The organism is Inquilinus limosus, from assembly GCF_051487185.1.
GTDB lineage: Bacteria > Pseudomonadota > Alphaproteobacteria > DSM-16000 > Inquilinaceae > Inquilinus > Inquilinus limosus_F.
In genome coordinates this window covers 101,881-122,100 of sequence record NZ_JAHVDK010000008.1, presented here as the reverse complement: position 1 = coordinate 122,100, position 20,220 = coordinate 101,881, and the positions used below count along the sequence as shown (strand labels likewise).

The 20,220-nt window shown below is 69.8% G+C and carries 23 protein-coding genes; 10 read left to right on the top strand and 13 right to left on the bottom strand.

All coding sequences use genetic code 11. The features are described from left to right. The first annotated feature begins 2 nt into the window (after positions 1–2). Positions 3–437, top strand: coding sequence for a RidA family protein (locus KXR53_RS11330; RefSeq protein WP_437375354.1), 435 nt, complete (start codon positions 3–5; stop codon positions 435–437). Positions 438–441: 4 nt separating this feature from the next. Next, a complete protein-coding gene (locus tag KXR53_RS11325) occupies positions 442–1,284 on the top strand; it encodes an alpha/beta hydrolase (RefSeq protein WP_437375242.1) in 843 nt (280 codons plus the stop codon). 9 nt (positions 1,285–1,293) lie between these two features. Here the strand turns inward: KXR53_RS11325 and KXR53_RS11320 are convergent, their stop codons facing one another. The 3 genes from KXR53_RS11320 to KXR53_RS11310 all read right to left on the bottom strand — a co-directional run bounded on the left by KXR53_RS11320 (position 1,294) and on the right by KXR53_RS11310 (position 3,341). Continuing rightward, entirely contained in the window at positions 1,294–2,340 is a 1,047-nt protein-coding gene (locus KXR53_RS11320; protein WP_437375241.1) for an AI-2E family transporter, read from the bottom strand. A gap of 86 nt (positions 2,341–2,426) precedes the next feature. Next, entirely contained in the window at positions 2,427–2,882 is a 456-nt protein-coding gene (locus KXR53_RS11315; RefSeq protein WP_437375240.1) for a thiol-disulfide oxidoreductase DCC family protein, read from the bottom strand. Between the two features lie 105 nt (positions 2,883–2,987). After that, a complete protein-coding gene (locus tag KXR53_RS11310; protein ID WP_437375239.1) occupies positions 2,988–3,341 on the bottom strand; it encodes a DUF6559 family protein in 354 nt (117 codons plus the stop codon). Between the two features lie 114 nt (positions 3,342–3,455). Here KXR53_RS11310 and KXR53_RS11305 point away from each other — a divergent pair, with 114 nt between their 5' ends. Continuing rightward, complete coding sequence (locus KXR53_RS11305; protein ID WP_437375238.1) at positions 3,456–4,001, top strand: DinB family protein; 546 nt, start codon at positions 3,456–3,458, stop codon at positions 3,999–4,001. Positions 4,002–4,008: 7 nt separating this feature from the next. On the opposite strand, the gene KXR53_RS11300 is transcribed toward KXR53_RS11305, so the two are convergent. Next, positions 4,009–4,638: a TetR/AcrR family transcriptional regulator gene (locus tag KXR53_RS11300; protein ID WP_437375237.1), complete on the bottom strand. Its 630-nt coding sequence runs from the start codon at positions 4,636–4,638 to the stop codon at positions 4,009–4,011. A 139-nt stretch (positions 4,639–4,777) separates the two neighbouring features. On the opposite strand from KXR53_RS11300, the gene KXR53_RS11295 reads away from it, so the two are divergent. After that, the gene (locus KXR53_RS11295; protein ID WP_437375236.1) at positions 4,778–6,067 is read left to right on the top strand and encodes an MFS transporter; all 1,290 of its coding nucleotides are present in this window, start codon (positions 4,778–4,780) and stop codon (positions 6,065–6,067) included. A gap of 19 nt (positions 6,068–6,086) precedes the next feature. Here the strand turns inward: KXR53_RS11295 and KXR53_RS11290 are convergent, their stop codons facing one another. After that, positions 6,087–6,455, bottom strand: a complete 369-nt coding sequence (locus KXR53_RS11290) for an antibiotic biosynthesis monooxygenase family protein (RefSeq protein ID WP_437375235.1) — start codon at positions 6,453–6,455, stop codon at positions 6,087–6,089. 14 nt (positions 6,456–6,469) lie between these two features. Next, positions 6,470–6,925, bottom strand: coding sequence for a MarR family winged helix-turn-helix transcriptional regulator (locus KXR53_RS11285; protein WP_437375234.1), 456 nt, complete (start codon positions 6,923–6,925; stop codon positions 6,470–6,472). 165 nt (positions 6,926–7,090) lie between these two features. Here KXR53_RS11285 and KXR53_RS11280 point away from each other — a divergent pair, with 165 nt between their 5' ends. Together KXR53_RS11280 and KXR53_RS11275 are read left to right on the top strand one after the other, a co-directional pair. Beyond that, positions 7,091–8,665 (top strand): 5-guanidino-2-oxopentanoate decarboxylase, encoded by a 1,575-nt coding sequence (locus KXR53_RS11280; RefSeq protein WP_437375233.1) that lies wholly within the window; start codon positions 7,091–7,093, stop codon positions 8,663–8,665. Positions 8,666–8,759: 94 nt separating this feature from the next. Next, entirely contained in the window at positions 8,760–9,329 is a 570-nt protein-coding gene (locus KXR53_RS11275; RefSeq protein ID WP_437375232.1) for a type 1 glutamine amidotransferase domain-containing protein, read from the top strand. A gap of 14 nt (positions 9,330–9,343) precedes the next feature. On the opposite strand, the gene malQ is transcribed toward KXR53_RS11275, so the two are convergent. Both malQ and KXR53_RS11265 read right to left on the bottom strand, forming a co-directional pair. Then, entirely contained in the window at positions 9,344–11,365 is a 2,022-nt protein-coding gene (gene malQ / locus KXR53_RS11270; protein WP_437375231.1) for a 4-alpha-glucanotransferase, read from the bottom strand. A gap of 168 nt (positions 11,366–11,533) precedes the next feature. After that, a complete protein-coding gene (locus KXR53_RS11265; protein ID WP_026869828.1) occupies positions 11,534–11,836 on the bottom strand; it encodes a hypothetical protein in 303 nt (100 codons plus the stop codon). A 326-nt stretch (positions 11,837–12,162) separates the two neighbouring features. On the opposite strand from KXR53_RS11265, the gene KXR53_RS11260 reads away from it, so the two are divergent. Together KXR53_RS11260 and KXR53_RS11255 are read left to right on the top strand one after the other, a co-directional pair. Then, complete coding sequence (locus KXR53_RS11260) at positions 12,163–13,074, top strand: dihydrodipicolinate synthase family protein (protein ID WP_437375230.1); 912 nt, start codon at positions 12,163–12,165, stop codon at positions 13,072–13,074. A gap of 242 nt (positions 13,075–13,316) precedes the next feature. Next, on the top strand, positions 13,317–13,661 hold the full coding sequence (locus KXR53_RS11255; RefSeq protein ID WP_437375229.1) for a hypothetical protein: 345 nt from the start codon (positions 13,317–13,319) through the stop codon (positions 13,659–13,661). A gap of 66 nt (positions 13,662–13,727) precedes the next feature. Here the strand turns inward: KXR53_RS11255 and KXR53_RS11250 are convergent, their stop codons facing one another. From KXR53_RS11250 to KXR53_RS11235, 4 genes are all read right to left on the bottom strand, one after another. Then, on the bottom strand, positions 13,728–14,822 hold the full coding sequence (locus KXR53_RS11250; RefSeq protein WP_437375228.1) for an ABC transporter ATP-binding protein: 1,095 nt from the start codon (positions 14,820–14,822) through the stop codon (positions 13,728–13,730). A gap of 53 nt (positions 14,823–14,875) precedes the next feature. Further along, on the bottom strand, positions 14,876–15,667 hold the full coding sequence (locus tag KXR53_RS11245; RefSeq protein WP_437375227.1) for an ABC transporter permease: 792 nt from the start codon (positions 15,665–15,667) through the stop codon (positions 14,876–14,878). Then, positions 15,664–16,569, bottom strand: a complete 906-nt coding sequence (locus KXR53_RS11240) for an ABC transporter permease (protein WP_437375226.1) — start codon at positions 16,567–16,569, stop codon at positions 15,664–15,666. Before KXR53_RS11240 ends, KXR53_RS11245 begins: the two co-directional genes overlap by 4 nt. A 103-nt stretch (positions 16,570–16,672) precedes the next feature. Further along, complete coding sequence (locus KXR53_RS11235) at positions 16,673–17,773, bottom strand: ABC transporter substrate-binding protein (RefSeq protein ID WP_437375225.1); 1,101 nt, start codon at positions 17,771–17,773, stop codon at positions 16,673–16,675. Between the two features lie 492 nt (positions 17,774–18,265). On the opposite strand from KXR53_RS11235, the gene KXR53_RS11230 reads away from it, so the two are divergent. Next, on the top strand, positions 18,266–18,730 hold the full coding sequence (locus KXR53_RS11230; RefSeq protein ID WP_437375224.1) for a RidA family protein: 465 nt from the start codon (positions 18,266–18,268) through the stop codon (positions 18,728–18,730). Positions 18,731–18,776: 46 nt separating this feature from the next. After that, complete coding sequence (locus KXR53_RS11225; RefSeq protein WP_437375223.1) at positions 18,777–19,535, top strand: TrmH family RNA methyltransferase; 759 nt, start codon at positions 18,777–18,779, stop codon at positions 19,533–19,535. Positions 19,536–19,678: 143 nt separating this feature from the next. On the opposite strand, the gene KXR53_RS11220 is transcribed toward KXR53_RS11225, so the two are convergent. Further along, entirely contained in the window at positions 19,679–20,209 is a 531-nt protein-coding gene (locus KXR53_RS11220; RefSeq protein WP_437375222.1) for a GNAT family N-acetyltransferase, read from the bottom strand. Positions 20,210–20,220: the final 11 nt, after the last annotated feature.

Here is a 20,220-nt window from a genome sequence, read left to right as displayed (position 1 = left end):
CGATGATCGGTCGACCGGAAATCGCCGGGCGGGCAGGGGCGGGCGGCCTGGTGACGCTGCAGCCGGAAGGCTGGCCGGCGCCGAAGGGCTATGCCAACGGGATGATGGGCCGCGGGCCCGTGGTCTTCGTCGGTGGCCAGATCGGCTGGGACGCGGAGGGCCGTTTCGCCGAGGGGCTGGTCGAACAGGTGGCGCAGGCGCTGCGCAACATCCTGGCGGTGCTGGCCGAGGCCGGGGCGGGGCCGCAGCACATCGCCCGGCTGACCTGGTACGTCACCGATATGGAGGCCTACCGCGCCAGCCTGAAGCCGCTCGGCCGCGCCTATCGCGAGGTGATGGGCGCGCATTACCCCGCCATGGCGGTGATGCGGGTGGTCGAGCTGGTGGAGCCGGAGGCGCTGGTCGAGATCGAGGCCACCGCCGTGCTGCCGGAGTGAGGGCATGACCACCCTCCGCTACGACGACCCGGAGTGGTGCGAGCGGGAATACAACCCGCGGGTCACCGTGCCCGACCTCCCGGCGGTGTTCGGCCGCTGGCTCGACACCGCCGCGGCCACAAGGGCGCGGGTGCCGCACCAGGCCGGCATCGCCTATGGCGCGGACCCGCGCGAGACGCTGGACCTGTTCCGCGCCGACCGGCCGCGCGGCGCCGTGGTGTTCATCCATGGCGGCTACTGGCGCGCCTCGTCCAAGGACGAGGTGTCCTGGGCCGCGGCGGCGCTGGTCCCTGCCGGCTTCACCACGCTGGTGCTGAACTATCCGCTGTGCCCGCAGACGACGGTCGTCGGCATCGCCGAAAGCTGCCGCCGCGCTATCGCCTTCGCCTGGGCGCAGCTTCTGGATGAGGCCGAGCGGCGCTGCCTGATCGTCGGCGGCCATTCCGGCGGCGGCTACCTGACCGCTTCGATGCTGGCGACGGACTGGACGGCGCGCGGCCTGCCGGCGGCGCCTTTCGCCGGCGGCGTCTCGATCTCCGGCGTGTTCGACCTGCGGCCGCTCCTGCGCACCAGCATGAACGAGTTGATCCGTCTGACGCCCGAGCAGGCGCAGGCCTGGAGCCTGCACGAGACGCCGGAACCGCGGCCGGGCGCGCCGCTGGAGCTGCTGGTCGGCGGCGACGAGACGGCGGAGTTCCACCGCCAATCGGCGCTGATGGCGGCGGCTTGGCCGAACCTCGCCCGCACGCCGATCCGGGTCCCCGGCCGCCACCATTTCGACGTCGTGGAGGAGATCGGCCGCCCCCGCACCCCGGTGTCCGACGCGGTGCTGCGGCTGGCGCGGTGACGGGCCGGCTCAGCCGCCAGGCGGCGAGACGTGGCGGCCGAGCACCCCTTCGACATAGAGCTTGGCCACCAGGGCGTAGATCAGGACCGTCAGCGGCGTGGCCAGAAACACGCCCAGCGGGCCGAACACCACCCCCATGGCGACGATCGAGAACAGCGTCAACGTCATCGGCAGGGAGACCAGCCGGCGCTCGATCAGCGGCGTCACCAGGTTGCTCTCGACCTGCTGAATCAGCAGGAACAGGATCAAGACCCAGAACATGGTCGCGGGGCCCTGGGCGGAGGCGACGAGCAGGGCGAGGACGGCGCCGGCGATAGGCCCGACGAAGGGCACGAATTCGGCGATCCCGGCGATCAGGCCGAGCGCCGCCGCCGAGGGGACGCCCAGCAGCCACAGCCCCAGCCCGGACAGGGTGCCGATCAGCGCCATCGCCAGGACCTGTCCCTTCAGCCATTGGCGAAGGGCGGCGCCGCAATGGTCCAGCACCGCCTCCGCCCAGGCCCGTCCCGACCGCGGCAGCAGGCGGAGAAAACCCCGACGGTAGAGGCTCGGCTCCACGGCCAGGTACACGCCGCCGACCACCGCGAGCACCATCTCGGCAAGGAAGCCCGCCAGGGCCATCGTGGCACCGCCGACGTTGCGCAGCACGCCGCCCACGATGTCCGACGGCTCGAAATCCTCGATCAGGCGCACCATCGCCCGCCCCCAGCGATGGTCCTCGAGCAGGTCCCGCGTCCGGGCCCAGGCTTCGGGAACCATCCGGGTCAGGTGATCGAACTGGCCGGCGATCTCCGCGCCGAACAGCCAGAAGCTGCCGATGGCGGCCAGGAGGATCAGGCCGATGGCGGCGCCCAAACCGACGGCGATCGGGGCGCCCGTCGACCGCGCTATCCAGTCTGCCAGCCCGCGCAGCAGCAGCGCCAGGAGGACCGAGGCGAAGACGAGGAGAAGGATGTCCGCGATCCGCCAGACGAGCAGCGCGAGGGCGACGACGGCGACGGCGCTGAGGGTGGCGACGGCGGCGCGAAGGGCAATGCCCGCCACGTCGGGCGGCATGGCGATCCAGCTCCTGCAGCGGAGACGCAGATCCTGCCTGAGCAACGGCGCGGCGGACGGAACGTTCCGCCGGGGCCCTCAGCCGATCATGTCAGGAAGCGGTCCTCCTGCCCCGGCACCGGCAGCATGCAGGTGTCGCGCCGACCGAACAGGCGGAAGCGGTTGCGCGCCAGCAGGCCGTAGAGCCATTCGCGCCAGGCGAAGGGCAGCATCCGCAGCGCGGCCGCCAGCGACCAGGGGAAGCCGAGGCCGAGCGCGGTCCGGATGACGCTTTCGGATCTGAGCCAGGCGACGCCGTCGGCCAGCAGGATGTTGGTCTCGTACTCCTCGGGGTCGAGCCCGTAATGGATGTAGAGCGCCCGCCCGGTCGGGGATTGCGCGGGCAGCAGCCGGAACCGCTTGGCCCGGTCGTGCCGCAGGATGAACCGGGCCCAGCCGGAGCACAGGACGCAGTAACCGTCGAAGATGACGATCGGCCGGTCGTCCGGGAATCGCGGCACCGCCGGATCCTGCCGCCAGCTATAGGGATCGCGTTCGATCATGCCGCTCCGGCCCGCCTCGTTGCCGCCGGACGGAAAGCCTAGGACATCGGCGGAACCGGCGCCATGGCGCCGGGCTGCGACGGATTGGCTGGCCCTTCGAGATCGTCAGCGAAGCAGATCGCCACCCAAATATCGGGGAATGGGATAGACAATCCCATCGGTACCTTCGGAATCGATACCGACGTCCGCATGTTCCCAGAACAGGGCTCTTAGCGAGTCTCGATCCGGGATCGGATTGGGGCCTGCAAGTTCCGCGAACGCTTCCTCCGGCAGGAAAACGGCATATCCGATCACCAGGTACCGGTCAGACAGGCCGACCCGTCGGGCTGCAGCTCGGATTTGATCCGATGTGAAGCTCTCGCCGCTGCCGTAATCCTTCTGCAACTGCGGCCAAGCTTCTCGGGCCCAACGCCGAGCGGCGGAGCGAAGCCGGGCAGACTGGAAGAAGTGCCAGAACATGTCAGTATTCTCTCAGATCCCGGCAGGCGAGGCGAGGGCGTCCGCTCAGAAGCTTCCAGTCGGTACTTGGAAAGCCGCGAAGCCTTTCCGGCAATGAAGAGTAGGGAGGAACGCATGGCGATGTCGCTGGCCGACCATTTCCGCCAGATGGCCCGCAACAACGCCTGGGCCAATGCCCGGATGCACGCGGCCTGCCTCAGGCTGACGCCGGAGGAGTTCGCGGCCCCGCGCACCGGCTTCTTCCCGTCGCTACGGCGGACGCTGAACCACATCCTCGTCGTCGATCGCGCCTATCTGGCCGATCTCAAGGGCACCGGCCGGCAGCACGGCGTCGACCTGGTCCCCTATCCCGACGCGGTCGACCTGGCCGCGGCCCAGGCCGAGACCGATCGCGAGCTGGTCCGCTTCTGCGACGGGCTCGACGCCGCCGGCCTCGACCGGGTGGTGCCGATCGACCGCCGCGACGGCATCGCCTATCGCGAGACGGTCACGGCCATCCTGTCCCATCTGTTCCAGCACCAGATCCATCATCGCGGCCAGGCCCACGCCATGCTGTCCGGCACGCGGGTGGCCCCGCCGCAGCTGGACGAATTCTTTCTCGCCTCCGACGCGCCGCGGCGGGAGGCGGAGTTGAAACGGCTGGGGCTGGACCGGCGGTAGGGGCGGTTCAGGTGCCCTTGTCCCGCCCCAGCTGCGCCTCGACCAGCGCCTCGGCGGCCCAGACGATCGCCTGGCCGGGGCCGTCCCGGCCGCGCAGGGTCTGGCTGATCGCATAGGCGCCTTCGACCAGCAGCACCAGCCCGTCGGCCAGCGCCTTCGGGTCGGGCGCGCCCAGCGCCTCGGCCAGCTGCAGCATTCGGCGGCGCAGCTCGCGCTTGTTCGCCTCGGCCACCCGCCGCCCGGGATGGCTCGGGTCGGGGAACTCGGTGGCGTCGTTGGTGAAGGGGCAGCCGCGATAGCCGGGGGCGGTGGTGCGGTCGGCGAGATATTCCATCAGCGCCCGCAGCTGCGCCCGTGGATCGCCCTCGTGCTTGGCGAAAGCCTTGTCCCACCGGCGCCAGTAATCGGCGTTGCGGTCCTCGAGATAGGCGACGACCAGATCGTCCTTCGACGGGAAGGCGCGATACAGGCTGATTTTGGCCACGCCCGCCTCCTTGGCGATGGCATCGACCCCGACCGCGCGGATACCCTGGCGATAGAACAGCTCGTCGGCGACCGCGAAGATCCGGTCGCGCGCCCGCTTCGGCGCGGCGCCGTCCGCCGTCGCCGCCTTCCGGACCGTCCTCGTCTCCGCCATCCTGCCACCTCTCGGGCTTGACATGTGACCGACCGGTTCGTACCACTGTCGGGCCGACGAACCGATCGGTTACATTTGGACCGGACCGGGGCTGTTGTCCAGTCGCAACGACCGGGCCCGATGCGGAAGAGGACCACCGATGACCACCCTCGTCGCCCGCTTCGTCTCGGGCCGGATGCATTTCGGCTGGGTCGCCGCCGCCGTCGCCTTCCTGGTCCTGCTCTCCGCCGCCGGTGTCCGGGCCACGCCCAGCGTGCTGATCGTGCCGCTGGAGCAGGCCTTCGGCTGGAGCCGTGACGCCATCTCCTTCGCCATCGGCGTGAACATCTTCCTCTACGGGCTGATGGGGCCCTTCGCCGCCGCGGCGATGCAGCGTTTCGGCATCCGCCCGGTCATCATCTTCGCCCTGGCGCTGCTGGCCGCCGCCGTGTCGGGCTCGACCCTGATCACGCAGGAATGGCAGCTGGTGCTGACCTGGGGCGTGCTGGTCGGCTTCGGCAGCGGCATCGCCGCCATGGTGTTCGGCGCCACCATCGTCAACCGCTGGTTCCAGGAACGGCGCGGGCTGGTCATGGGGCTGCTGACCGCCAGCACCGCCACCGGGTCGCTCGTGTTCCTGCCGATCCTGGCCGCGGTGGCGGAGGATCACGGCTGGCAGCCGGTGGCCTGGGTGGTGGCCGCCGTGGTGGCTGCGATGATTCCGCTGGTGGCCCTGCTGCTGCCCGAGCGGCCGCAGGATGTCGGCCTGTCGCGCTATGGCGAGGCGCCGGGCGCCGCGCCGGCCGCCGCCACCGGCAACCCGATCGTCACCGCCTTCCGCATCCTCGGCCGGGCGAGCAAGAAGCGCGACTTCTGGCTGCTGGCCGGCAGCTTCTTCGTCTGCGGCCTGACCACCAACGGGCTGATCGGCACTCATCTGATCGCCGCCTGCCTCGATCAGGGGATCCCGGTGACCACCGGCGCCGCGCTGCTGGCGGCCATGGGCATCTTCGACCTGATCGGCACCACCGCCTCGGGCTGGCTGTCCGACCGCTATTCCAGCCGCTGGCTGCTGTTCTGGTATTACGGTCTGCGCGGCCTGTCGCTGATCTACCTGCCCTTCTCCGGCTTCAGCTTCTACGGCCTGTCGGTCTTCGCCGTGTTCTACGGGCTCGACTGGATCGCGACGGTGCCGCCGACCCTCAAGCTGACAAACGACGCCTTCGGCAAGGACGACGCGCCGGTGGTGTTCGGCTGGATCGCCGCGGCGCACCAGGTCGGCGCCGCCACCGCCGCCTTCGGCGCCGGGGTGATCCGGACCGCCATGGACGGTTATCTCGCCGCCTTCCTGATCGCCGGCGTGATCTGCGTCGGCACCGCCTTCATGGTGCTGGCGATCGGCCGGGGCTCGCGCCCAGCCGCCGGCCGGCTGGCCCAAGCCGCCGCCTGAACGGGGGGCAAGGCCAGGTTCAGGCGACGCAGATGCCGGGAACGGCGACCTTCCGGAACAGATGAGGTGAGGCCACGGTGCTGGGGGGATAGTCTGCCAGCGCGTCCCGGAACGCCTTCTGGCTGAAGGCCGCCCGGAAATGCGACACGCTCTCCCACACCGCCTGGTTCAGGAAGGCGCTGCTGCCGGCGATGCCGCGATGCAGCTGGGTTGAGATGAAGCCGGGCTGCGTCTTCATGAAGGCCGCGTCCTTGGCCCAGGCCGCCAGCAGGGCATCGGCCTCCTCGGGCGCGACGCTGAAGCTGTTGATCAGGATGACGGGGCCGTCCTTGTCGGCCAACTGCTGCGCCAGAGTCACATGGGCGTCGAGTTCGACGAACTTGGGCATGGTATGAATCCTTCTCAGGGAGAGGGGGCAGCGTCAGCGCGGTCGAGATGCTCGCGCAGACGGATGGCGACGCGCAGGGCCGTGGCGATCTCCTCCGCCGTCAGCCCGTTGCAGAGATCTTCGGCCCAGGGGCGCTGCCGGGCCATGGCGTCGGCGAAGGCCTGCCAGCCCTTGTCGGTCAGCACCAGCAGCTTGGCGCGGGCATGATGGGGGTTCGGCTCGAACCGGACGAAGCCTTCCTCGGCCAGCAGATCCGCCAGACGCTGCACGCCCTGCCGGGTCAGCCCCATGTTCCGGGCGATCGAGGCCACCGGCAGCGGCACCGGCGACGCGGCGATCGCGCCCAGCACCTGCCAGCGCGCTGAGGTCAGCCCGAGATCCGCGACCAGCCTGTCGCCGGCCGCGAGCAGCCGGCCGTTGAGCCGGAACGTCTCGATGATGAGTTCGGTGAGCTGATCGATCGGCTTCATGATGACAACATACTGTCACTATGGTGCTTAATTGTCAACATGCTGCGGCAGCTGACACGTCGTTTCGCTGAACCCAGCCACAGCGATCGCGGGGGTGGTCAGCCGGCGGCCGATCGGGGCAGTCTCTCCGGCAACGAGTCCAAATCTCGCGAGACCGGAGGCTTCATGGCGGATAATTGCGCCCAGGCGATCATCGACGCCTTCACCCGCAGCGGCGTGGACACCGCCTTCGGCATCCCCGGCGTGCACACGCTCGAGCTGTACCGCGCCCTCGGCCGCAACGGGCTGCGCCATGTCGCCGTGCGGCATGAGCAGGGCGCCGCCTTCATGGCCGACGGCTACGCCCGGGCCAGCGGCCGCCCCGCGATCTGCGTGCTGATCACCGGCCCCGGCCTGCTCAACGCCGCGACCGGCATCGGCCAGGCCTATTCCGACAGCGTGCCGATGGTGGTGCTGTCCACCGTCAACGCCCGCGCCGATCTCGGCCTTGGCCGGGGCGAGCTGCACGAAATGCGCAACCAACGCCTGGCGATGGAAGGGCTGGTCGCCTCCGCCCTCACCGTGGTCGACCCGTCCCAGGCCCGCGCCGTGGCCGATCTCAGCCTGGCGCGGATGACGCTGGGCCGGCCGCGGCCGGTCTATATCGAGCTGCCGCTCGATGTCGCCACGGCGGAGGCAGCGGAGGATACGGGCGCGCTGCCGCCCCTGCCGCTGCCGGCGCCCAACCCGGCGGCGCTGGCGCAGGCGGCGGAATTGCTGCGCGGGGCGAAGCGGCCGATGATCCTGCTCGGCGGCGGCGCGGTCGGCGGCGCCGCCGCGGCCCGGCGCCTGGCGGAGAACCTGGGCGCGGTCGTCGCCTGCTCGATCGCCGGCAAGGGGATCGTGCCCGATGACGGGCCGCATTCGATCGGCGCCCGCATCGGCACCGCGGAGGGGCAGAAGCTGATCGCCGAGGCCGATGTCGTGCTCGCGGTCGGCACCGAGCTGTCGATGACCGACCGCTGGGCGCCGCTCCGAGTGCCGGGCGCGCTGATCCGGGTCGACATCGATCCCGACGTGCTGGTGCGCGACCGTCGGCCGGCGGTGCCGCTGCTCTGTGACGCGGCGCTGGCGCTGGAGGGGATGGCGGCGGATCTCGCCGACCTGCCCGGCCGCCCGGTCTGGGCCGGCGACCTCGAGCCGCTGCGCCGGGCCGCCGATGCGGCGGAGTTCGGCGACAAACCTAGCCATCTGACGTTCCTGTCTCGGCTGCGCAACGCGCTGCCGGACGATGCCGTGGTGGTCACCGACATGACCCAGATCGCCTATACCGCCAATGTCGTGTTCCCCGCGCGGCAGCCGCGCGGCTGGCTGCATCCGGTCGGCTTCGGCACGCTGGGCTACGCCCTGCCGGCGGCGGTCGGGGCCAAGCTGGCGCGGCCCGAGGCACAGGTGATGGCACTGGCCGGCGATTACGGACTCGGCTTCACCTGCCAGGAGCTGGGCACGGCCGCCGATCTCGGCCTCGGCCTGCCGGTCGTGGTCTGGAACAACCGCGGCCTCGGCCAGATCGCCTATGGCATGGACAAGGCGGGGATTGCCCGGCTGGGCGTCGACATCGACCCGCCGGCCTTCGACGCCATGGCCGCGACCTATGGCTGCGGCTATGCGGCGGTCGACGATCCGCGCCACCTGCCGCAGCGCCTGGCCGCCGCCTTCGATGACAAGCGGCCGACCCTGATCGAGGTCAAGGCGGCATAGTCCGGCAGCCCGGAACCTGCGTCCAGGCGGGACCATTGCCTGAGTCGACGGCCCGCGCTCCCATGGCCGTCCTTCTCACGATGGAGATTGTGGCATGCCCGAACGTCTCGACGGACGCAGGATCGCCGTGCTCGTCGCCAACGGCTTCGAGCAGGTGGAAATGACCGAGCCGGTCAAGGCCCTGAAGGACGCCGGGGCCCAGGTCGAGATCGTCAGCCCGGAGGCTTCGCAGGTAATCGCGCACAAACACCTCGACAAGGGCGACAGCTTCCCGGTCGACGTGACGCTCGACCGCGCGGCGCCCGAGGGCTATGACGGCCTCCTGATCCCCGGCGGCGTGCACAGCCCGGACCGGTTGCGCACCAATCCGAAGGCGCTCGACTTCGTCCGCGGCTTCTTCGATACCGGCAAGCCGGTGGCGGCGATCTGCCACGGACCGCAGCTGCTGATCAGCGCCGGGGTGGTCGAAGGCTGCGAGATGACCGGCTACAAGGCGATCCAGGTCGATCTCGAGAATGCCGGCGCCACGGTTTATGACCGCGAGGTGGTGGTCGATGAAGGCTTGGTCACCAGCCGGTCGCCGGACGACTTGCCGGCCTTCAACGCCAAGATGATCGAGGAGTTCGCCGAGGGCCGGCACAGCGGCCGGATGACGGCAAGCTGACGGCAAGCTGACGGTCAGCTCTGGCGCTCGCGGCGGATGGCGGCGAGGCGCGCGGCCACGGTGGGCTCGGCCAGCGCCTCGCCCGCCGTCTGGTCCAGCCGCCGGCGCCAGTTCGGGTATTCGTCGATCGTGCCCGGCAGGTTCGGCTGCTCCTCCAGCCCCAGCGCATCCTCCAGCGGGATCAGCGCCAGCCGCGACGGGCTGCGGGCGACGAAGCGAAGAGCGGCGTCGACCACCGGTCCTGGTTGCTCGGGAAGCGGGCCGGCGCCGACCGCCCGCCACAGTTGGGCACGGCTGGCGTCGCGCTGTGCCTGCTCCGCCGCGCCGCCATCGGCGTAAGCGCCCAGAGCCGCCCGCGCGGCGATATCGGTGCCGCGCCACCAGCCGGCCACCGGCGGCAGGTCGTGAGTCGAGCTCATCGCCACGGCGCCGGCGTCCCAGCGCTCGGCCGGCTTGAAGCCGTCACCCTCGCGTTCGAACCACAGCACCCGCAAGCCGGCCACGGCGCGGTCGGCCAGCAGTTCCGCGAAGCCCCAGGGCAGGGTCCCGAGATCCTCGCCGATCACCACGGCGCGGTGGCGATGTGATTCCAGCGCCACCAACCGCAGCAGATCCTCCACCGGATAGGACAGGTACGCGCCTTCGGTCGGCGCCATCCCGTCCGGCACCAGCCACAGCCGGGCCAGCCCCATGACGTGGTCGATGCGGATGCCGCCGGCATGGCGCAGCGTCGCCCGCAGAGTGTCGAGGAAGGGGGCGAAGCCGGTCTCGACCATCGCCCGCGGCGAAATCGCGGCCAGAGTCCAGTTCTGCCCGTCGGCGTTGAAGGCGTCGGGCGGCGACCCGATGCTGGCTCCCCCCAGCACGTCGGACGGACGGCTCCAGGCATGGCTGCCGGTGGCGTCCATGCCGACCGCGAGATCCGCGATCAGCCCGAGCCGCATGCCGGCCGAGCGCGCCTCGGCCTGGGCGGCGGCGAAGGCGCGGTCGGCCAGCCATTGCAGGAACAGGTGGAAGCGGACCTCTCGGTCATGCGCCGCCGCGAACTCCGCCACCGCGGTGCTGCGGGGATCGCGCAGCGCCGCCGGCCAGCGCCGCCAGTCGCGGTCGGCCGGGTCGGCGGCCAGGCGCGCGGCGTGCAGCGCCTCGAATCGCGCATGATCCTGCAGCAGCGATCCGCCGGCCCGGACGAAGCCGGCGAAATCCTCGGCCAGGCTGCCGCCGGCCTCGGCGTCGAAGCCGTCGAACAGGGCCCGGAACAGCGCCAGCTTCGCCCGGGCCGCTTCCGGCCAGTCGATCAGCGCCAGAGATTCACAGCACCGCAGCGCCTCAGCCACGCCCGCCGCCCGGATCGCTGCGGCGACTCGGGCTTCGCCGAACAACGCGGCGGGATCGGCCAGCAGCGGGTTCCGGAACAGCCGGCTGGAGGGAGAGTAGGGGCCGAAGCGCTCCGGCTCCGCCGTGAACAGGGCATGGGTCGGGCTCAGCGCCACCGCGTCGGCGCCGGCGCGGCCTGCTGCTCGCGCCAGCTCCGCCACCCCGCGGCTGTCGCCGATGCCGCCGTCGCCCAAACCATCATGATGCTTGCGATGCAGCGCGTAGATCTGGGCGGCCAGGCCCCACATCCGGCCGCCGCGGGCGACCTCATCCAGGCCGAAGCAGCGCGGCGGGGCCACCGCCAGGGTGATCTCGCGGTCGCCCAGATGCAGCCGGTGATAGCCGGTCCGGTCGATCGGCGGCACCCAGCAGCGCCCGTCGTCGCCCGGATGCACGGTGATGTCTGCTCTCTCGCCCGACTCCAGCACCAGGACGGCGGCGCCGGTGCCGGCGGCTGGCGGCAGCGGGATCGCCTGGTGGACCTGACCGGTGACCAGAGGCGGCACGGGTGACGCCGGCTCATCGGCGCCGATCAGCGCCAGCAGCCGCTCCAGCGTCTCCGGCGCCACGCTGCGGGCCTGGCCGGTGACATCGGTCCAGTCGGGCGCGATGCCGGCCCGGCGGGCCCGGTCGCGCAGGGCGTCGTCCGCGAAATCCAAGACAGGACCCTTCCGCTCGGTCGCGCCGGGGACGGCGCGGCTGCGATCATATCCGCCTCTCACGGGGCCGGAATCAAAATCCCTTGCCTGCAGCAGCGCTCAGCGCCGTGCAGGCAAGGGATTGAACTCTCGGCCGCGGCCGAACAGCGGCCGTCCGGATGCGGCGACTCAGGCCAGGGTCAGCGAGCGCGGCATCGCCACGCTGCGGGTGCGACGGCGCTCCACCACCACGGCGCTGCCGGTGTTCGAGCGGATGGTCGAGGTGATGCGCAGGGTCGACTTCTTCGCCATCTCCGCCGCTTGGGCCTCGGCCGCGGCACGGACCTCGTCCAGCGACAGGCCGCTCAGCTCGGCGGCGATCTGCAGCCGTTCCTCGTAATCGGCGGTCAGCCCCTCGGCGGCGTACAGCGCGTCTTCCACCGTCGGCAGCTCGCGCTTGGTGACATAGCGGACGTTCTTGACGGCAGGCATTGGATCGCTCCCGAAAAACCTTCACCCGTTGCTCTGGACATTCGATTCCGGCCCTGCATCGGCCGGGCCGGTCAAATGCCCGTAAAATGTGGTGCAAAGAGGGCGGGGGCGAGGCCCTGATCGGGCTTTGCCGTGCCTCCCTGCACCTGACGAGAATAATCATACTATTTTGCAGTGCAACATAGGTTTGCAGGAAATGCTGCGGTGCAATGTCGCCAGCGAAGGGCTCGCTTCGGTCCATCGGAAGCTGTCGACAAATTAAATACAGAAGATATCCTGGGTTGGCCGCGAACGGATCGGCGGCCGATCACAGGGAGATGCAGGCGATGGCTGGGCAGCGCTGGACCGGGGTCTACACGGCGATCACCACCAAGATGGATGCGGCGCAGGATGTCGACCCGGCGGCGGTGCGCGCCGATGTCGTATTCCAGATCGAGAACGGCGTCGACGGCATCATCTGCTGCGGCTCGATCGGCGAGGCCAGCACGCTGACCGCCGACGAGAAGATGGCGATCGCCCGGGAGGTCAAGGAGGCGGCGGGCGGCCGCCCGGTGCTGCTGACCGTGGCCGAGGATTCGACCCGCGCCGGGGTGGCGCTGGCCGAACGGGCCGCGGCCGCGGGTATGGACGGGCTAATGCTGCTGCCGGCGATGCGCTACGTCTCCGATCGGCGTGAGACCATCCATCATTTCCGCACCGTGGCGCGGGCGACCGGCCTGCCGATCATGGTCTACAATAACCCGATCGCCTATTCGGTCGACATCACGCCGGAGATGTTCGCCGAGATGGCGGACGAGCCGAACTTCGTCGCGATCAAGGAATCCTCGGGCGACATCCGCCGCATCACCGATATCCTGAACACGGTCGGCGACCGCTATGCCATCTTCACCGGGGTCGACGATTTGGCGCTGGAAAGCCTGATGCTCGGCGCGGTCGGCTGGGTCGCCGGCCTGGTCTGCGCCTTTCCGCGCGAGACGGTGGCGATCCACAAGCTGGTCGCGGCCGGCCGGGTCCCGGAGGCGCTGGAGATCTACCGCTGGTTCATGCCGCTGCTGCACCTCGACGTGTCGCTGCGCTTCGTCCAGAACGTCAAGCTGGCCGAGGCGATCGTGCGCGGCACCTCGACCGTGGTGCGCCAGCCGCGGCTGGAACTGCAGGGAGCGGAGCGCGACCGCGTCGAGACCATCGTCCGCACCGCCCTGGCGAACCGTCCGGACCTGGCGAAGTACGGGCTCTGATGCGCTTGGCCAGGCGTCGGCGCGGCCTCGGGTAGCGGCCCGACGCGAATCGGACGCATCCGTAGGGGGAGGTGGACCGGACCGCCGATCGGTCCCAAATCAAGAAGGTACAGATAGACCGGGGTCCCGGTATCGGACGCCTGGGCGATTTGGGAGATGCGGCCTATGACTGCAGCCCTTGTGCGCAGCAGAACGCGATTTGATCGCCTGGTCCGGCCTGCGTGTCACATGGGAGAACGCCAATGAAACGCCCTGTGTCGACGCCCCAGAAGCTTCAGCAGTCAATCGATCACCTGAAAGGGAGGCAACTCGGGCTCGAGTTGATGCTGGCGGCCTTCGTGCGCTCCGTCGTGCCTGTCGAGGAGCACGGCGATATGGCGAACGGGCTTTCCGTCGACTGCCACTCGGCGATCGATGGCGTCCTCGTGGCGATGCCGGATGGCACGGTCAGGCCCGGCTTCGTGGCAGCCGACAATCCATCGTTCCGGAGGATCGAGGACGCGGCTCGCGACACCGTCGACGAGATCTGCACCCTCATCGCGGCCAGTCGCTCGCCCGAAGATCTTGGAGCCCGAACGAAGACGTGAGAGGCCGGTGACCATGGCTCCCGCAACGGGCTGAAGACTTCTGTCAGGGCGGTAGGCTTGCCGGGCTCAGGCCGCTTCGCCCTCCAGCACCAGCACATCCTCGCGGCCGAAGCTGACGGTGACCGGCTGGCCGCGCTCGGGCGGCGCCAGGCTGGGGCTGTTGAAGGTGTCGAGCGATACCGCATTCTCCTGGAAGCGGACGCGGATGCGCACCACCGCGCCGAGGAAATTCACATCCTCGATCGTGCCCTGCATGCGGTTGCGGTCGGCGCCCCGGTCTTCCGCCGATCCGGCCAGGGCGATCGCCTCCGGCCGCAGCGCCACCGACCGGACCTCGCCGTCCCGGGCGTCGGCGACACCGCGGGCAGCGACGATCTCCTGCCCGTCGATGCGGATCCTTTGGCCGGCGGCGTCCACCACCTGGCCGCGCAGGATGTTCAGCGTGCCGACGAAGGAGGCGACGAAGCGGGTGCGCGGATAGTTGTAGATCTCGAACGGCGTGCCGACCTGCTCGGCATAGCCCTCGTTCATCACCACGATCCGGTCCGACATCGACAGGGCTTCCTCCTGGTCGTGCGTGACGAAGATGGTGGTGATGCCGAGATCGCGCTGCAGCGCCTTGATCTCGCTGCGCAGCGACACCCGGATCTTGGCGTCCAGCGCCGACAGCGGCTCGTCCAGCAGCAGCACCTTCGGCTGGTTGGCCAGGGCCCGCGCCAGGGCGACGCGCTGCTGCTGCCCGCCGGACAGCTGGTAAGGGTAGCGGTCGGCGAGATGCGGAAGCTTGATCAGCTCCAGCATCTCCTTCACCCGCCGGGCGATTTCGGCCGCCGGCTTCTTCGCCACCTTCAGGCCGAAGGCGACATTGTCCGCCACCGTCATGTTCGGGAACAGCGCATAGGCCTGGAACACCATGCCGACTTTGCGCTGATTGGGCCGGAGGCGGGTGACGTCGCGGCCGTCGATGCGGATCGCCCCGCCGGTCGGGGACTCGAACCCCGCCACCATGCGCAGCGTCGTGGTCTTGCCGCAGCCGGAGGGGCCGAGGAAGGAGATGAACTCGCCGCGCTTCACCGCCAGGTCGAAATTGTGGACCACGGTGTTCTGGCCGTAGCTTTTGCGCAGGCCGCTGATCTCGAGGAAATCGGTCGCCGGATCCATCCGTTCACCTGCTTGCGGCGCCGGTTGCTGCGGCGCGTATGCGGTCGAGAGGGTCATTGCATCGCCGGGGAGGCGCCGCGGCGGCCGCGGCCGAAGAGCTGCAGCAGGCCCATGCAGGCCCAGGTGACGGCGAAGGCGATGATCGCCAGCGCCGCCGGCTCATAGGCCCGGTTGGCGCCGACCAGCTGCAGATAGGGGCCGAAGGCCGGCCGGTTGAGGAGGCTGGCGAGGGTAAACTCGCCGATCACGATGGCGAAGGTCAGGAAGGCGCCGCTCAGCACCGCGGCGCGGACATTCGGCAGGATCACCCGGAACAGGATCCGGGCCCGGCCGGCGCCCAGGCTTTCCGCCGCCTCGGTCAGGGTGCGGACGTCGATCGCCCCGAGCCCGGTGTCGACCGCCCGGTACATGTAGGGCAGGGCCAGGGTGACGTAGCCGAAGGTCAGCAGCAGGTCGGTGCCGCGCTCCGATCCGAGCAGGGGTAGGATCGAGGAGGTGTTGAACAGCTGGATGTAGCCGAACACCAGCACGATCGCCGGGATCACCAGCGGCAGCAGGGTGATGAACTCGATGAGCGGGCGCAGCTTCGGCAGGCGCAACCGCACCCAATAGGCGGTCGGCACCACCAGCAGCACCCCGACCACGATGGTCGCCAGGGCCAGCACGCAGGAATAGAGGAAGCTGGCCTGGAAGCCGGGGTCTGCCAGCACGATGCGGTAGGCGTCGAGGCTGTACTCGCCGCGCCGCATGCGCAGCGAGAATTCCAGCGTGCCGATCAGCGGCACCAGGAAGTACAGGGTGCCGACGACGAGGGCGATCCAGGCGCCGATGCGGCTCTGCCTCATCGCAGCCACCGTTCGCTGCGGGCCCGCAGCAGCATGTAGAGGCCGTTGGACAGGCCGGTGATCAGGATCATGCCGAGCGCCAGCGCGTAGCCGAGATTGGGGTTGTGCAGCACGTCGCCGCGGATCTGGGCGTAGAGCAGAATCGGCACGATGTTGAGCGAGCTGCCGGTCAGGGCATAGGCGGTGGCGATGGCACCGAAGGCGTTGGCGAACAGCAGCAGCGTGGTGCCGACCAAGCTGGGCCATAGGATCGGCAGCGCGACCATGCGCCAGTATTGCCAGGTGCTGGCGCCGAGGATGGCCGAGGCCTCGCGCCACTCCTTCTTCAGCCCGTCCAGCGCCGGCGCCAGGATCAGCACCATCAGCGGGATTTGGAAATAGAGATAGGTCAGGGTCAGGCCCCAGAAGCTGAGCAGGTTGAAGCCGGTCTGGTACAGCCGGAAGCCCAGGACGGGGGCGAGATAGGTGTCGAACAGGATCGTCACCAGGCCGAGCCGGCCGAGGGTGGCGATGAAGGCGAAGGCCAGCGGCACGCCGGCGAAGTTCGAGGCGACGCCGCAGAAGGTCATCAGCGTCGGCCGGATCCAGCCCGGCAGCCCGCCCATCACCGCGGCATAGGCCAGGAAGAAGCCGATCAGGGCGCCCAGCAGGGCGGAGGCGGCGCTGACCCGGATCGAGATCCAGTAGGCATCGAGGATCGAGCGCTGGAACAGGTTGGCGATGTTGTCCAGCGTGAACGTCCCGTCCGGCGTCTGGAAGCTGCCGACCAGCAGATAGCCGGTGGGCAGCACCAGGAACAGCAGGGCGAACAGGAAGAAGGGAGCCACCCCGAGCCAGGCCCAGGAGATCCCGGCGGATCTGGACGGCGCGGCGAGGTGGGTGGCGATCGAGGCCTGGGTCATCGGCGCCTGCTGACGGAAACCTGCCGCGACGGGCGAAGACGCGAAAGGCCGCGCCGTCCTCCGGCCTCAGCATAAGGCAGGGGAAGGCGCGGCCTCCAGCACATCACTTGACATTGGCGCCGACCACGGAGTCCCACTGCTTGGTGATGATCGCGCTGGCCTTGTTCTGATCCTCGAGGCTCGGGAAGACAGCTGCCGCATAGGCCTCCGCCGGCGGCAGGGCCTTCAGCAGATCCTCCGGCACCTTCTTGGTGTCGACCAGGTTCTGGAACCGGATCGGGTGGCAGTAACCCTTGAGATAGCCGATCTGGCCCTCATTCGAATACAGATGCTCCATCCACAGCTTGGCGGCGTTGGGATGCGGCGCATAGGCGCTGATCGCCTGGACATACACGCCGGCGACGACGCCGGTCTTCGGCACCACGATCTCGATCGGCGGGTTGCCCTTCAGCGTGTCGCGGTCGTTGAGGGCGAGATAGTCCCAGCGGATCACGATCGGGGTGGCGCCCTGGGCCAGCGAGGCGGCCTTGCCGATGGTCGGCACGAAGTTGCCGGCCTTGTTCAGCTCGGCGAAGAACTTCAGCCCGGCCTCGGCGGCCTTCTCGGCATCCTTCTCGGTCGACAGGCCGGCGGCCAGCACACTCTGGATCGCTTGGTTCGAGCCGCGAGGGTCGCCGGCGAGGGCGACGGAATTGGCGTAGTCGGAGGCCAGCAGGTCCTTCCAGTCGGCGGGGATCTTGCTGACCAGGTCCTTGTTCACCTCGAAGGCCAGCACGCCGTAATAGTCGCCGTACCAGTAGCCCTCGGGGTCCTTGGCGCTGTCCGGGATCGTGTCCCAGGTCGAGACCTTGTACGGCGCGATCAGCCCTTCGGCCTTGGCCGACGGGCCGAAGGACAGGCCGACATCGATTACGTCGGGGGCTTGGGGGCCTTTGTTCCCCTTGTTCGCCTTGATCGCCTCGATCTCGTCGCCCGAGCTGGCGTCGGGGTTCAGCTCGTTCACCTTCAGGCCGTACTTGGCCTTGAAGCTGTCGATGATCGCGCCGTAGCCGCACCAGTCATGCGGCAGGGCGATGGTGGTCAGCTCGCCCTCCTGCTTCGCCGCGGCGATCAGCTCGGCCGACGGCTCGGCCATGGCGGTGGCGGCGGAGGCGGCGAGCGCCAGGGCCGAGATCGACAGCACGGATGTCCACGTCGCCTTCATGTCAGAACCCCTGTTGTTCACCAGTCTGTTGTCCGGATTTTAGAAAAATTCCCGAATTCGAAGTCGAGCGCGCGGTCAAACCCGGAGTCCGGCGCGAACGCGGCGGGACTGTGTTGCGCTGCCCAATCCTTGTCAAGGAGAGTTCCGATGAAATGTCTGTAATCGGCGCAAATGCGCCGGTCTTCCCGGCGGTTCAGCCGCCCGGATCGGTCGCAATACAGGTCTGTCGTCCAGCCATGACATCGTGGCTGACACACTATTGTCGTCTGATTGTAATAATAACGTCATGAAACCATGACGCCGTCAACGACTCCCTGCATGGGCCTGTGTCCGGCCTTGGAGCAAGAGTGACTCAAGCGGCAATCGTCATCTGTTCCGCTTGCGGCACGATCCGTCGCGCTTCGGCCCAAGCTGGTCGGGGCCGGGCTTTCGCCGCCCGGCGGCGCTGGCTATGGTGCGGCCTTCGATTCACTGATGAGCGGGAACGGACCCATGGCAGGAAGCATCGAGGCGCGGCTGCAGGAGAAGGGCGTCACCCTGCCGGCCGTGGCGGCGCCGGCGGCGAACTACGTCCCCTATGTGATCTCCGGCAACACGCTCTACATCTCCGGCCAGGTGCCCTTCGTCGAGGGCAAGATCAGCCACACCGGCAAGCTCGGCGCCGAGTTCAAGGTCGAGGACGGCTATGCCTGCGCCCGGATCTGCGCCATCAACATCCTCGCCGCCGCCAAGGCGGCGCTGGGCGACCTCGACCGCATCGCCCGGGTGGTGAAGCTGACCGGCTTCGTCAACTCGACGCCGGACTTCACCGACCAGCCGAAGGTGGTCAACGGCGCCTCCGACCTGATGGCCGAGGCTTTCGGCGACGCCGGCAAGCACGCCCGCTCCGCCGTCGGCGTCGCCCAGCTGCCGCTCGGCTGCGCCGTCGAGGTCGAGGCGATCTTCGAGATCCGGTAAAGGCCGCGAACTGGCGCCGGGGGCGGATCGTCCGGGAAGGCGAGGGATGGGCGAGCGCATCATCGAGAGCCCGGACAATCCGCGCGCCAAGCTGTGGGCGTCGCTGCTGGAGAGCCGCGGCCTGCGCAAGCACCGCCGCTACCTTCTGGCCGGGCGCAAGACCGTGCGCGAGGCGCTGGCGCACCACCCCGACCGGTTCGAGACCCTGCTGCTGCCGCCCGGCGCCGATGCCGGCGACCTGCCGGCGCCGACGGGGCTGGAGCGGATCCGGCTCGGCCGGGCGCTGTTCGACCGGCTCGACATCTCCGGCACCGGCCAGCCGATCCTGGTCGGGATCGTGCCGGAGATGCCGGCGATCGACCTGGCGCGGCCGCCGGAGGGGCTGGAGCTGGTCTGCGCCCTCGGCGACCCCAGCAATCTCGGCGCCCTCTTGCGCAGCGCCGCCGCCTTCGCCGTGTCGCGGGTGATCCTGCTGGCCGATGCGGCGCACCCCTTCCACCCGAAATGCCTGCGTGCGGCTTCGAACGCGCAATTCGCGCTGGAGCTGCGGCGCGGCCCGGCCTGGGCCGGTCTGGCGCAGGCCGCCGGGCCGCTGCTGGCGCTGGACGCGGAGGGAGAGGACCTGTCGGGCTTCGCCTGGCCGCGCGACCTGCGGCTGATCCTGGGCGAGGAGGGGCCGGGCCTGCCGCCGGGCCTGGCGGTGCGGCGCCTGGCGATTCCCACGACCGGCGCGGTCGAATCGCTCAACGCCACCGTCGCCGCCAGCCTGGCGCTGTACGGGCACTATCTGGCGATGCGCGGTTAGGCCGATAAAAAGGCTCTATCCGTCATGGCGAGGCGCGCAGCGCCGTGGCCATCCAGGGGCCGGTGCGAGCGGCCCTGGATGGCCACGCCCCTTCGGGGCTCGCCATGACGGTGAGAACAATGCTTCCTATGGGTAACGGCCCCTCAGGCCACCGCCATCTCGGCCAGCTCGGTCCGCACCGGCACGCCGTCGGCGCGGCCGATCATGCCGCGGGCGCCGGCCAGGGCGCCCGGCACCAGCTCGAGCCCGAGCAGCCGGCTGTAGTCGACCGGCCCCGGCAGCATCAGGCCGAGGGTCAGGTCGCGGCGGAAGCCGAAGCGGCGGTAGTACGGCTCGTCGCCGACCAGGATCACGCTCCGGTGGCCGAAGGCGGCGGCGCGCGACAGCCCGGCCCGCATCAGCCGCGAGCCGATGCCGCTCGAGCGCAGCCCCTCGGCGACCGCGAGCGGGCCGAGCAGCAGCGTCTCGCCGACGCCGTCGACATGGATCGGCCAGAAGCGCAGCGTGCCGACCAGCTCGCCATCTTCCAGCGCGACGAGGCCGAGCTCGTTGACCGGCCGCACCCCGTCCCGCAGCCGGTAGACGGTCTTGCCGAAGCGCCCCTCGCCGAAGCAATCGGCGACAAGCTCCTCGATGGCGGCCGCGTGGCGCGGCCGCTCCCGCATGATGTCCATGACCCGAATCC

Coding starts and splice junctions, on each gene's coding strand:
- KXR53_RS11260 (WP_437375230.1), top strand. CDS start 12,163: ATGGCTGGGCAGCGCTGGACCGGGGTCTACACGGCGATCACCACCAAG.
- KXR53_RS11290 (WP_437375235.1), bottom strand. CDS start 6,455: ATGCCCAAGTTCGTCGAACTCGACGCCCATGTGACTCTGGCGCAGCAG.
- KXR53_RS11220 (WP_437375222.1), bottom strand. CDS start 20,209: ATGGACATCATGCGGGAGCGGCCGCGCCACGCGGCCGCCATCGAGGAG.
- KXR53_RS11255 (WP_437375229.1), top strand. CDS start 13,317: ATGAAACGCCCTGTGTCGACGCCCCAGAAGCTTCAGCAGTCAATCGAT.
- KXR53_RS11305 (WP_437375238.1), top strand. CDS start 3,456: ATGGCGATGTCGCTGGCCGACCATTTCCGCCAGATGGCCCGCAACAAC.
- KXR53_RS11250 (WP_437375228.1), bottom strand. CDS start 14,822: ATGGATCCGGCGACCGATTTCCTCGAGATCAGCGGCCTGCGCAAAAGC.
- KXR53_RS11225 (WP_437375223.1), top strand. CDS start 18,777: ATGGGCGAGCGCATCATCGAGAGCCCGGACAATCCGCGCGCCAAGCTG.
- KXR53_RS11245 (WP_437375227.1), bottom strand. CDS start 15,667: ATGAGGCAGAGCCGCATCGGCGCCTGGATCGCCCTCGTCGTCGGCACC.
- KXR53_RS11285 (WP_437375234.1), bottom strand. CDS start 6,925: ATGAAGCCGATCGATCAGCTCACCGAACTCATCATCGAGACGTTCCGG.
- KXR53_RS11315 (WP_437375240.1), bottom strand. CDS start 2,882: ATGATCGAACGCGATCCCTATAGCTGGCGGCAGGATCCGGCGGTGCCG.
- KXR53_RS11275 (WP_437375232.1), top strand. CDS start 8,760: ATGCCCGAACGTCTCGACGGACGCAGGATCGCCGTGCTCGTCGCCAAC.
- KXR53_RS11295 (WP_437375236.1), top strand. CDS start 4,778: ATGACCACCCTCGTCGCCCGCTTCGTCTCGGGCCGGATGCATTTCGGC.
- KXR53_RS11325 (WP_437375242.1), top strand. CDS start 442: ATGACCACCCTCCGCTACGACGACCCGGAGTGGTGCGAGCGGGAATAC.
- KXR53_RS11310 (WP_437375239.1), bottom strand. CDS start 3,341: ATGTTCTGGCACTTCTTCCAGTCTGCCCGGCTTCGCTCCGCCGCTCGG.
- KXR53_RS11320 (WP_437375241.1), bottom strand. CDS start 2,340: ATGCCGCCCGACGTGGCGGGCATTGCCCTTCGCGCCGCCGTCGCCACC.
- KXR53_RS11330 (WP_437375354.1), top strand. CDS start 3: ATGATCGGTCGACCGGAAATCGCCGGGCGGGCAGGGGCGGGCGGCCTG.
- KXR53_RS11280 (WP_437375233.1), top strand. CDS start 7,091: ATGGCGGATAATTGCGCCCAGGCGATCATCGACGCCTTCACCCGCAGC.
- KXR53_RS11230 (WP_437375224.1), top strand. CDS start 18,266: ATGGCAGGAAGCATCGAGGCGCGGCTGCAGGAGAAGGGCGTCACCCTG.
- KXR53_RS11300 (WP_437375237.1), bottom strand. CDS start 4,638: ATGGCGGAGACGAGGACGGTCCGGAAGGCGGCGACGGCGGACGGCGCC.
- KXR53_RS11235 (WP_437375225.1), bottom strand. CDS start 17,773: ATGAAGGCGACGTGGACATCCGTGCTGTCGATCTCGGCCCTGGCGCTC.
- KXR53_RS11240 (WP_437375226.1), bottom strand. CDS start 16,569: ATGACCCAGGCCTCGATCGCCACCCACCTCGCCGCGCCGTCCAGATCC.
- KXR53_RS11265 (WP_026869828.1), bottom strand. CDS start 11,836: ATGCCTGCCGTCAAGAACGTCCGCTATGTCACCAAGCGCGAGCTGCCG.